Origin of the sequence: Paraburkholderia hiiakae, assembly GCF_904848665.1 — a bacterium.
GTDB lineage: Bacteria > Pseudomonadota > Gammaproteobacteria > Burkholderiales > Burkholderiaceae > Paraburkholderia > Paraburkholderia hiiakae.
The window spans coordinates 247,340-259,111 of record NZ_CAJHCQ010000005.1 but is presented as its reverse complement, the minus strand read 5'-3'; the positions used below and the strand labels follow the sequence as shown (position 1 = coordinate 259,111).

Annotated in this window: 10 protein-coding genes; 7 read left to right on the top strand and 3 right to left on the bottom strand. The window is 61.2% G+C overall.

The genetic code is table 11. From position 1 onward, the window contains the following. Positions 1-5 precede the first annotated feature (5 nt). On the bottom strand, positions 6-1,073 hold the full coding sequence (locus JMY28_RS12335; protein WP_201696205.1) for a substrate-binding domain-containing protein: 1,068 nt from the start codon (positions 1,071-1,073) through the stop codon (positions 6-8). A 725-nt stretch (positions 1,074-1,798) separates the two neighbouring features. Between JMY28_RS12335 and JMY28_RS12330 the strand changes: the two genes are divergently transcribed. The 5 genes from JMY28_RS12330 (at position 1,799) to JMY28_RS12310 (ending at position 5,944) form a co-directional block, all read left to right on the top strand. Beyond that, the gene (locus tag JMY28_RS12330; RefSeq protein WP_201696204.1) at positions 1,799-2,743 is read left to right on the top strand and encodes a 3-keto-5-aminohexanoate cleavage protein; all 945 of its coding nucleotides are present in this window, start codon (positions 1,799-1,801) and stop codon (positions 2,741-2,743) included. A gap of 100 nt (positions 2,744-2,843) precedes the next feature. Further along, entirely contained in the window at positions 2,844-3,887 is a 1,044-nt protein-coding gene (locus JMY28_RS12325) for a homogentisate 1,2-dioxygenase (protein ID WP_201696203.1), read from the top strand. A gap of 71 nt (positions 3,888-3,958) precedes the next feature. Next, entirely contained in the window at positions 3,959-4,468 is a 510-nt protein-coding gene (locus JMY28_RS12320; RefSeq protein WP_201696202.1) for a nuclear transport factor 2 family protein, read from the top strand. Then, positions 4,416-5,612, top strand: coding sequence for a Gfo/Idh/MocA family protein (locus JMY28_RS12315; RefSeq protein ID WP_236596816.1), 1,197 nt, complete (start codon positions 4,416-4,418; stop codon positions 5,610-5,612). Before JMY28_RS12320 ends, JMY28_RS12315 begins: the two co-directional genes overlap by 53 nt. A 95-nt stretch (positions 5,613-5,707) precedes the next feature. Beyond that, on the top strand, positions 5,708-5,944 hold the full coding sequence (locus JMY28_RS12310) for a hypothetical protein (protein ID WP_201696201.1): 237 nt from the start codon (positions 5,708-5,710) through the stop codon (positions 5,942-5,944). A gap of 40 nt (positions 5,945-5,984) precedes the next feature. On the opposite strand, the gene JMY28_RS12305 is transcribed toward JMY28_RS12310, so the two are convergent. Continuing rightward, positions 5,985-6,524, bottom strand: a complete 540-nt coding sequence (locus JMY28_RS12305) for a MarR family winged helix-turn-helix transcriptional regulator (RefSeq protein WP_201696200.1) — start codon at positions 6,522-6,524, stop codon at positions 5,985-5,987. Positions 6,525-6,773: 249 nt separating this feature from the next. Here JMY28_RS12305 and JMY28_RS12300 point away from each other — a divergent pair, with 249 nt between their 5' ends. Both JMY28_RS12300 and JMY28_RS12295 read left to right on the top strand, forming a co-directional pair. Continuing rightward, positions 6,774-9,731 (top strand): molybdopterin-dependent oxidoreductase, encoded by a 2,958-nt coding sequence (locus JMY28_RS12300; protein WP_201696199.1) that lies wholly within the window; start codon positions 6,774-6,776, stop codon positions 9,729-9,731. Continuing rightward, on the top strand, positions 9,728-10,573 hold the full coding sequence (locus JMY28_RS12295; protein ID WP_236596815.1) for a 4Fe-4S dicluster domain-containing protein: 846 nt from the start codon (positions 9,728-9,730) through the stop codon (positions 10,571-10,573). The genes JMY28_RS12300 and JMY28_RS12295 overlap by 4 nt, the downstream gene beginning before the upstream one ends. Positions 10,574-10,648: 75 nt before the next feature. Here the strand turns inward: JMY28_RS12295 and JMY28_RS12290 are convergent, their stop codons facing one another. Next, positions 10,649-11,641 carry an ABC transporter substrate-binding protein gene (locus JMY28_RS12290; protein WP_201696197.1) on the bottom strand — a complete coding sequence of 331 codons (993 nt, stop codon included), beginning with the start codon at positions 11,639-11,641 and terminating at the stop codon, positions 10,649-10,651. Positions 11,642-11,772: the final 131 nt, after the last annotated feature.

Below are 11,772 nucleotides of genomic sequence, written 5' to 3'. Positions count from 1 at the left end.
ACGTTTTACTGTGCAAAGACTTGCTTGAGCTTGTCGGCGGGAAGCGCGGAAGACAGATCGGCGTCGGGCGGTGCCGAGGGATCGCACTTCGGATCGAGGCCCTTGGCGCTATCTGCGTACGTGAACGGAAGGATCGACGGCGACTCCTTGTCCGCCGTCCCCTGATAGGCCGCTACGCCTTGACGCACCGCGAAGCGAACGTACGACGTCGTGCCATCGACCGTGTAATACGGAAAATGCGTACCGGCCTTTTTGGCCGCCAGGTAGTGGCAGTTCAACTCGTTGTCGCTCGCAATGGTCGCGATGGCAGGGACAGGCAGATGTGCCTGCTCGAATGCCTTGGCCGCCGCGAGTGCCGTCACGCCGAAGTCGGTGACGATGGCATCGATCCTGGGATACTGCGCGATGAGACCGGCCGTGGCCTTCTGCGCATCAACGGGGTTCCAGTTCGTCACGACGAACTGCTCGTTCAGCAGCTTGAGATCCGGATACTGCTTGAGCCCCGCTTTCAGGCCGTCCAGAAAGTTCTGCGAGGGCGCAGCGCCCGGCGACCCTCCCAGAAACACCACATTCCCCTTCTTCACGTTGGCGCCGAGCCAGTCGGCCCACAGCACGCCGATCTGCTTCGTATCTCCAACCACGTTCACGACGTAGTCGCGTCCGGGTACGCCAGCAATCTGCGCGGAGTACGGCACCACCGCAACGCCCGCCTTCATGGCCGCACGCATGGCGGGAAGCTGCACCGCGCCGAAGTCAGGAAGCAAGATCAGCACATTGATCCCCTGCGCCACCATGCTGTTGATATCGGAGTTCGCCTTTTGCGGATCCCCGTTGGCGTTGCTGTAGATGATCCGCTTGACGTTCTTGCAGTGGCTCAGCTCGTCCTTGACTTCCGCGAGGCCGGTCTTGCGCCAGGTATTGCCGCCATAGCCATCCGACACCCCCACGATCATCGGCTTGGTGCCGCACAACGGCGTGATATCGCCCTGATGGTTCGTCACCGAGTCGCCAGTCGCATAAGCGGCTGTGCCGATGACGCTCGCACCGAGCAACGCCGCGACCCGGGCGAGCATACGGCTGAACCTGGACGGTGCGTGGGCTCCTTTCCTCTCGATGGCATGTTGGGTGAGGCCGTGCGAATCGTTGTTTCGCGTGCCATTCGGCCATGCGTGAAGCGGGTCGAACATGGTGATCCTCGATGTCGTGGTGAAATGGGATTCAAGCGCCATGTCTCGACGCTTAATCTGTACTACGAAATAAACGGACTGGCCCCTACGTCTTGCTCGACTGCTTTCTTATGATTTGACTGCGTTTGCGTCACCTCGACCGCGATGATGCGATACGGAATCGATTTATATCGAATGATGTGTTTCGGAATGACCGATGTCAAGATTCCTGGGGAATCTCCCTAGCGCCGCCACGGTGCCGGTTCAGCGTGCCACGGGAAGTGCGCTGCCGCAGGTCATCCCGCCGTTCCCGGCGAGTCCCCGAAAGCGTCCCCGTCGGGCACTTCCCCAGGTTTGCTGTCATCTGACGCAGCGCCACACCCTCTTCCCAGGTAATTTCCCTGGGTCTCTTGACTTAATTCATTCCACCCAACATCATTCGATATAAATCGATCTTGCACGGTATGATCTTGGTGCAAACGATTTTTTGGTGAGAGACATCCACCTCCTGCGCCCCGGTCGGGCACAGGCCGTGGCGTCACTGGCGCGCCCCGGCAAGCCCTCTCCAGTTTGATTGCCATCGGTTCGGAAGCGTTGCGGACCTAAATTCACTATCTGTGTCGAGGATCATCATGATCGAGAAATTGCCCCTCTGGGAAGCCGCCAAGCGCGAAATGGAGGAGTACCAATTCATTGCCGGGGCCGAGTTGCAGCCCAAGTGGGACGTGTCTGGAAAAGTCGCCATCAATGCGGCTGTCTCCGGTCGCTTCGAAGATACGACGTCCTTCCAGGCGTACGTGGATGAAGCGACCAGCGTGATCGAAGCCGGCGCCTGCGGCGTCCACATCGACTTCTCGTTCATGACCGACAAGGCGGGCCGCCGCCTCGATCGCGACATCCTGCCGGTCGAAGCCTACAAGCAGGTTATCGAGCCGCTGCGCAAGCGCTTCGGCAACGATTTCGTGCCGAACGTGAACGTGCTGCACGGCACGACCTTCGAGATGTGCATGAGCCCCGCTCGCGAAGGCCTGACCGAAGTCGCGCCCTGCGCGCCGGGGCATCCGGAAGCCTTCGCGGTACCGGCCATCGCCACGCTCGAGGAAGTCGGCGTCAAGCCCGAACTGGCGGTCCACAGCTCCGGCGAAATCGAGCTTGCCAAGCGCAAGCTGATCGACACGGGCATTCTGAAGCCGCCGTACAACTGGTTGATCCTGTACGGCCTGCCGTTCAACGTCGGCCGCACGCTGGTCTCGGGCACGTGGGTGAGCAACGCCGAGGACATGACGAAGCACCTGTTCCTGATGGTCGACCAGATTCGCCAGATCGATCCGACGTCGGTCATCAGCGTCTGCGCGGCGGGCCGTGCAACGCTCTACATGACCACGCTCGCCACCATGATGGGTCTGCATATCCGCGTCGGCACGGAAGACACGCCGTGGAAGTACCCGAACAGCGACGAGCGCCTCGAGAGCAACCTCGAAATGTTCACGATGGCGCGCGATATCGCGGCCCTGCTCGGACGCAAGCCGGCAACGGCTAATGAGTATCGGCAATTGATCGGCAAGCCGGCCCGCTAGTACCGGGACCGCGCGACCGTGGCCTCGCGTGGAACGAGCCACGGTCGCGATATCACGCCTATAACGGATAGATGCCTTCAAGCGCCCAGGAGTGTGACAAATGAGCGATGAAACGAAGGGTGCGGAGCCCAACGTGCAGTTGTGGACGCGAGACGGGTTTCTCGGCGCACTGTCGGTCGTGACCCGATCAACGTATGCGCCCGACTACCTTTCCGTCGAAGGGCCGCATGCGCCGCGCAGAGCCGTGCTCGAGCATCTGGTTCCGGGCGACGCGAGCGACCCGCAAGCCCTCCCGACGACTGTCGCGACGTCGCGGATCGGCGTGAAGCTGCACGTTTCCGCTCGCCGTGCGCCGATGCCGTTCGTGGTGCGCAACGTCGAGGCGGACGAGATTCACTTCATCCAGTCCGGCACGGTGAAATTCGAAACCGATGTCGGCAGCCTCATCGCCGGGGAAGGCGACTTCGTCTGCATTCCCCGTGCGATTGCATACCGCTACGGCCCGACGCATGGCGCGATGCGCAGCCTCATCGTGGAGAGCCCCTCGGCGGTCAAGCTCACGCCGCCGGCACCGTCCGGCATGCTCAATATCGCGCGCGACCTGAAGTACGCCGAAATCGATCCGGAGATCGCGCCTGGCGGCCCGACCCGGCTGATCCTGAAGACGCTCGACGGCGAGAACACCGTATTCCTCATGCCACACGACCCGCTCTCATTGGGCGTGCGGCTTTCCGATAGCGTGCCGGTGTGGAAACTCAATCTCACGAAGATCCAGGTTCACGCCTATCTTCCGGAGGGCGGGCCGCCGAGCCACTTCCTCTCGTCCGGCGCGGGCGACCTGCTGTTGTTCAACCTCAGCGCCCGCCTGGGGGGCCGGCCGCCCATCCACATCAACGCCGATTTCGACGAGGTGATTTGCTACGTGCAAGGCCCCGGCGCGTGGGGCGGGTGTACGGAGCCCGGCACCTTGACCTGGGTGCCGAAAGGCGTGATCCATCACGGGCCGTCTGAGGACGTTCCCGAAGGCTATCAGGCATGGCTGCTCGAAACACGCGCGACCCTGCGCTGGACGCCGCAGGCCATTGCCGCCTCGCAGTTGATGGAAACCGGGAATTACGCGCCTCATCCGAGCAACGTGAAATGACACGCTGATCCGTGGCCCGACTCGAGCGGCAATCACGGTCCGTTGGAGTCCAATTAGAGAGGAGACCGAAATTGGAAGCAAAACTTCAGCAAATGCTGGACGAAGCGGAGATTCGCCGCGTTCATATCCGCTACTGCCGTGGCATCGACCGGATGGATTGGGACCTCGTGCGCGCGTGCTATCACCCCGACGCGATCGACCGACACGGTGCGTACAACGGCGATGTGGAAGGCTTCATCGAATGGGCAGCCGAATTGCTGCCGAATTTCGAATCGACCCAGCATTTCACGGGCAACCAGTATGTCGAGGTCCACGGCGATCTGGCATTCGCGGAGCACTATGCGCGCGCCAGCCACCGGACCAAACCCGAAGACGGCAAGCCCGCGATGGATTGGGTGGTGAACATTCGCTACGTGGATCGCATGGAGCGGCGCAACGGCGAATGGCGCATCGCCGACCGGGTCGTCGTGCTCGATTCACAGCGTTCGGACCCGGTTCCCGACGGCCAGACACCGCTCGGCAATTCCAATGTCGGCCGCCGCGACAGGCAAGATCCGTCGTACCAATACCAGATCATTTGACGGGTGCGCCCGTTACCTAAAGCTAGAGGAACACATGGATAGAAAACTTCGCGTGGGCATTGTCGGCCTGAGCGCAGATCGCGGTTGGGCGGCAATGGCACATATTCCCGCCTTGAGGGCGTCGTCCGGCGTCTTTGAGCTCGCAGGCGTCGCCAATACGACGCTCGCCAGTGCCCAGGCCGCGAGCGCCGCGTTCGGCATCCCGCACGCATTCGAGAACGCCGCAGCGCTTGCCGCGTCACCGGATATCGACGTCGTCGTGGTGACCGTCAAGGTCCCGCACCACCGCCAGGTCGTCACTACGGCCTTGCAGGCCGGCAAGAGCGTGTACTGCGAATGGCCGCTCGGCAATGGACTGGAAGAAACCATTGCGCTCGCTGAGCTTGCGCACGAAAAGAAAGCGCTGGCTGTCGTGGGCACGCAGGCGATCGCCTCGCCTGAGGTGCAGTTCCTGCGCAAGCTGGTCACGGACGGTGAAATCGGCGACGTCCTGTCATCGACGTACGTGGGGTCCGGCATCAGCTGGGGCGGCGATATCTTGCAGGGCGACGCCTATGCCATGGATGATCGCAACGGCGCCACGCTGCTTTCCGTGATCGGCGGGCACGCAATTGCCGCGATTCAGGCTGTGCTCGGCGATATCGATGAGATCGGCGCGGTGCTCTCGCAACGTCGCCAGACGGTCCTCGCGATCGAGACGGGCGACACCGTGCAAATGAAAACGCCAGATCACGTCATGGCAAACGCCCTTCTGCGCTCCGGTGCGCCGCTGTCACTGGAATTGCGCGGCGGCGTTCCGCGCGGGACGAAGCTGCTGTGGGAGATCAACGGAAGCAAAGGCGATCTGCGTGTCACCGCACGGAATGAGTACGTGCCCTGTGTGAATATTTCACCATTGCGTGTGGAGTTCGGGCGCAAGGGCGAGGAAGGCTACACGGAACTCGCTATTCCCGATCCCTTCCCCATTGACGCCGAAGAAGCGGTTGCCGCACGCAACGTCGCCGGCATTTACCGGTTGATGGGCCACGACCTGCTTCATGGCACGCGCACCGCACCCAGTTTCGACCACGCGCGCGCGCTTCACGACGTACTCGGAGCGATCGAGAAATCGAACGAATCTGGAAAGCGGGTGAAAGTGAGGTGAGAGCAGTTGGAGGTGGACGCCTTCGCGCAAAGCGAGGCTGTCCTGGATGTTCTGGTCACGCGAGCGATAAAGAAGCGCGTGATGAGGAGAAGACGATGGCCAGCGCAGAGAAGTCATTGCACGCGATGGTCGAGATCTGGCTTGCCCCGACCTCGATGGACGCGGTTCACGTGGTCGAGTTCAAGAACCGGCGCGCGAAGCGTCAATGCTATGTGTGTGTGGAAACCGACCGGGCGGCGGGCACCGCGGCCTTGTTCTTCTTTCGCCACAAGGACGGACTTTGGCATATCTTCCCGCCGGGACGGGAGCGGCCCAGCATGCGGGTGGCCTGACGTGGCCTGGGCGGCATCGCGCCGCCCCGCTAGCCGCAGGCTAGTCGACTATGGAGTCGCCTTGGGATATCTGATTCAGGTTGCCTTCAATCTGACGCATGACTTTCCAGAAAACGTGAAGGTCGTTCGGTGCGATGCCTTCGAACGAACTTGAAACCATCGCGGTGATCTCGGGCAGCAATTCGTCGACCAGACGCCGCCCCTCCTCTTGCAGGCTCACGTAATACTTTCGCCGGTCCTTTGGGTCGCGTGTGCGTCGCACGAGATTGCGCTTTTCCATGCTGTCGAGCGCCGGCACCGCGGTGGTCGAGGCAATGCCTACCCGCTTGCTGAGCTCCAGCTGGTTCATTTCGCCACGCTCGGCAAGCACGCGCAGATAGAGCCAGTGCGCAACCGAGACGCCCTCCCTGTCCAGCACCTTCTGCGCCTGACTGTCGTAGAGCCGGTATAGCGTGCGCGCCATCCACGGCACGGTTCTGCCGCGGACATCGACGGCGACTGAACGTGGCATGGCGCCGTGTTCATCCAGCCCCTCCAGTTCCAGGGCTTCCTTGACGGCATTCGAACTTAGCTTTGACATAGACCATTCCTCAACATGGGGCCGCGCTGCCCCGCGCGAATCACCAGGCAGGACGTGCTTACCGGAAAGGTCTGGTCATGCCTTCGGTGCAGGGAATTCCCTGGAGCCCTTGACTTTGCCCGTCCCGGCACACATCATTCGATATCAATCTATCTCAATTTGGATGATCTCTCAAGGGATAATCCAGATTGTCGCCAGCGGTGATATCCCACGTCACAGCGCCTATTTCAATTCAGGATCGAGACTGGCATGCAACGACAACTCCTTGTACTCATACTCTGGCTAATGCCATTCGCCCTTCGCATGGCCGCGCGAAGATTCCCCAGCGTGCGCAAGCACCTGGGCGAGGGACGATGGGTCATACAATTGCGGCTGCGGGACAACAGCCTGGCGCGGCAGCTCCATTTCAAGGACGGAATCCTGTCTGCCAGTTGGGGGCCGTACGCCGCGCCGGACGCAGAACTCGTGTTCATGGACGTAGCCACGGCCCGCCGCATGCTCGCGCCGACAACCGATCATGCGTTCCTGATCGACGCCCTGAAGAACTTCAAGATCACCCAGGGTGGCAGCGACGAGGCGTTAGTCTGGTTTGGCCAGCTCGTCAACACGATGAAGACGGCGTCCTGGCGCAAGGGCACGCCGATGAAGGACGGCACGACCCGCTATGTCACGCTGACCAACGGCGGCCCCGTTTTTGTCTTCGTGAAGGACGACAAGATCATCCGGACGACCCCAATCGATCTCGTGGAGGAAGACGGGCCGAGTTGGACCATTCGCGCGCGCGGGCGCCAATTCTCGCCAGCACGCCGCGGCACAGTCAGTCCGCACGCGCTTTCGCTCAAGTCGCTCGTCTACTCCGAAAAGCGCATTCTTCACCCGATGAAGCGTGTCGACTTCGACCCCAACGGGGAACGCAACATCCAGAATCGCGGCATCTCTGGTTATGAACGGATCAGTTGGGACGAAGCGCTCGATATCGTCGCGGGTGAAATCGGCCGCATGAAGCAGCAATATGGTCCAGGCGCCATCGCCATGGCGACAGGCGCGCACCATCAGTGGGGAAACATCAATTACTACCTGAGCGCGATGCAGCGCTTCGGCAACCTGATTGGCTACACGCGCGTGGAAATGAGCCCGATCAGCTGGGAAGGCTGGTATTGGGGCGCCATGCATCACTACGGCAACAGCTTGCGCCTCGGTACGCCGAGCTTTTACGGCACCGCCGTGGATTGCCTCGAAAACGCCGAACTCATTGTGTTCTGGTCAAGCGATCCCGAGTCGACCAGTGGTGTCTACGCAGGGTTCGAAGGCACGGAACGCCGCCTGTGGGCAAAGCAGCTCGGTATCGAGTTCGTCCACATCGATCCTTATCTCACGCAATCGGCCCAGCTGCTTGGCGGAAAGTGGCTCCCCATTCGTCCCGGCACCGACTCTGCTTTTGCGATCGCCATCATGCACGAGTGGATGGTGAACGGCACCTATGATAAGGACTACGTTGCGACTCGCACCACGGGCTTCGACGAGTGGCGTGGTTACGTCCTCGGCGAAGAGGACGGCATACCCAAGACTCCCGAATGGCAGGAAGCCGAAACGGGCATTCCGGCAAAGGACGTCCGCAGTCTGGCCCAATTGTGGGCGTCGAAGAAAACCTACCTCGCAGCGGGAGGTCTCGGCGCGGGCTTCGGTGGCGCCTGCCGTACGGAAACCGGCGCCCAATGGGCGCGCAACGTCGTCATGATGATGGCCATGCAAGGCTGGGGCAAGCCGGGTATCAACTTCGGCAATCTGCAGATCGGCGCACCGCAGGACCTGAACTTCTACTTCCCCGGCTACGCAGAAGGGGGAATTTCCGGCGACCTGAACTACACGGCGAGCGCGGCGCACAATTACTGCCGCATGCCACACATCATCACGATCAACCCTGTCAAGCAGTCCGTTCCCCGCCAGCGGTTTGCCGAAGCCATCACGGAAGGCAAGGCGGATGGCTACCTGTGGGAGGGATTCTCGATCGAAGGGCAATTTGCCTATTACTCGTATCCGCGGCTGGGCTATTCGCCGGTTCATATGCTGTACCGCTACGGCTCGTCTTCATTCGGCACGGTCCCCGGATCGAACCGGATGGTCGACGCGTACCGCCATTCGTCGCTTGAATTTGTCGTCAACCAGTCGATCTGGATGGAGAACGAAGCGCAGTTCGCCGACATCATTCTGCCCGCGTGCACGGCGCTCGAACGCGACGACATTTCCGAGTGGGCCAATAGCGGCGGCTATATCCAGCACGCGCAGAGCCAGATCAATCACCGGATGATGATCATGCAACACAAGTGCATCGAGCCGCTGGGCGAATCCCGCTCGGACTACCAGATCTTTCTGGATATCGCCTTGCGGCTTGGTTATGGGGGCATGTACTCCGAAGGCGGCGGGTCTGAGCTCACGTGGTGCGAGCGCATGTTCAACTCGACTGACCTGCCGAAGCAGACGACCTGGAAGAAGTTTCTCAAGAAGGGCTATCACGTCGTGCCGCCGCCTGCCGACGACGATCGTCCGCCCGTGGATATGCGCTGGTTCGCCGAAGGCCGCGCGAAAGATCTGCCGGAAGCGAACCCGCTGCCCGGCGTCTACTCGAACAAGTTCGGCGAAGGTCTGCCCACGCAGTCCGGCAAGTTCGAGTTCGTGCCCTCCAGCCTGCGTCGCATCGAGGAGATCGATCCCGCGCGTCCGGCAGTCAACCGCTACATCAATCGTGACAGCGCGATCAAGCAGCCGTATCCGCTGCAGCTCGTGACCAACCATCCGGTCTACAGCTTCCATACCCAGGCGGACGGGAAGAACAGCCATATCAGCACGATCAACGAGCACCGGCTCGATGTGGGCGGCTATCGGTATTGGGTACTCCGAATGAGCGCAAAGGATGCAGCCGCACGCGGACTGCACTCCGGCGATCTCGTACGTGTCCATAACGCGCAGGCTTCTGTCATCTGCGCGCTGGACGTATCGGAGCTGATCAAGCATGGCGTTGCGCGCGGAAACGAATCGTGTGCCGAACTCGACCTGATCAAGACGGCCGTCGGCATGATCGATCGTGGAGGTTGTCTCAACCTGCTCACGCCCGGACGGAAGATGAGCGACACCGCAGACGGAATCATGCCCAACACTTGCTGGGTGGAGGTGGAGAAATGGGACGCGACACTGGAGAACGCAGCATGAGCAACTGGGCACTGGTTATCGACGTTTCGCTTTGCATCAACTGCCGAAACTGCGTCATCGCCACGAAGGACGAGTACAGCGGAAACACCTTTCCCGGCTATTCAGCGCCGCATCCGCCAGAAGGGCTCGAGACGATACGCGTCGAGCGGCACGTCAGGGGAGAAGGCGCGCTCGTCGACGTCACGTATATCCCGAAGGCCTGCAATCATTGCGACAACGCGCCTTGCGTCAAGGCCGCATCGGACGGCGCTATCTACAAGCGCCCGGACGGGATCGTCATCATTGATCCGGAGAAAGCGCGCGGCAGGCGCGATCTGGTGAAGAGCTGCCCATACGGCATGATCGAATGGAACGAACAGGAACAGGTGCCGCAAAACTGGAACTTCGACGCACACTTGCTCGACGCCGGATGGACGGAGCCGCGCTGCGCCCAAGCCTGCCCCACCAAGGCGATTCGCGCGCTGAACGTTCCGGAGCCCGAACTGGAAAAGATCGTGAAAGACGACAACCTCACGGTCATTCACCCGGAGTTCGGCACAAAGCCACGCGTCTTCTATCGCCATCTGGAAGACGCGCTGAGCCATCTCGTGGCAGGCAACGTGTGCGAAACCATGGAGGACGGACGCCAGCGCAATCTGCCCGGTGTCGAAGTGGTGCTGCGTGACTCCGCAAGCGGCGACGAGCGCACAACCCGAACCGATCATTTCGGCGACTTCCGTTTTTCCGGCTTGAAGACATTGACCTCGACAGTCGAGGTACGCGTGCGCAAAGAGGGTAAGGAAAAGATCGTGGCGACCCGAGAGCGCACGGGCAACATCAACCTCGGCACCCTGCTGTATTGATCTCTTGTTTCGAGGCGCCTTTGGGGGCGCCCGCGTATCGCGTTCCAGAACGCGATACGCGGGCGCATTCACCGCTCAAATTGCGAAACTTTCGAGCGTGGCGGGATGAAACAACTCGCGGGCTTCGAGCCGACGACTCGACAGCCCCTCTGCATGATGGCGTTCGAGGAAGCGGTTGACGACATGCTCATTCTTCGCGAAGCCGTACGACCAGAAGTCCTCGCCCATCAGCTTGCGAGCCGCTCGAAGCTGGTCCTCCACGAACGGCAGCGTGATTTTCGTTGCCGACGTGTCGCTGAGCCGGGTCAGTGCGAGCGCCTTTGACTTCTCGAATGCCTTCAGCAGCGCACCCGGCAGCCACGGATGACGCTCAGCAAGCGTCTTGCGCACGCCCAGCGTGTGCATGATCGGGAACAGACTCGTACGCGCGTACCAGTCGGCGGCAGTCTTGTGCGGATCGTCGAACAGGTACTTCACCTGAGGATGCCCGCGGTCGAAGCACGAAGGCGCGCGCGGGCCGATCACCGCGTCGATTTCGCCGTCGGCCAGCAGTTCCGAGATCGTTCTTCCGGTGGGCGCCGTTTCCAGCCTGACGTCGTCGGGCAACTGCAGCGTGATCTTCTCGACTCTCGACGCGTCCTCATAGCCGCCGCGCACCCACGTCACGTCCGACGCTTTGACGCCGTATTCCTCCTCCAGAAACAGGCGCACCCAGACGTTGGCGGTGAGTTGGTACTCGGGCACGCCGACACGTTTGCCCTTGAGATCTTCGGGACGCACTATGCCGCGGTCCGCGCGCACGTAGATGGACGTGTGTCGAAACGCACGCGACGGAAAGACCGGAACGGCGATGTACGGCGACGTGCCAGCAGCGGTCTTTACCGAGTAGCTGCTGAGCGAAAGTTCGCAGACGTCGTAGTCCGCATGCCGGAACGCGCGGAAGAATATTTCTTCGGGATCCTGAAGCATGAATACCGGATCCACGCCCTCGATCTGCACGTCACCATCCACCAGCGGGCGAATGCGGTCGTAATTGCCTACGGCAACGGATAACTGAAGCTTGCTCATTGTCCCTCCTGAATACTCCGGGAATTACACGTGGTTCGGAACCGGAAAGGCCGCACCTCGGCACATTCGATTTATATCGAATGATCCTGAATGGGATCGACGTTGTCAAGGTCGGCATCCCCGTGAGTGGT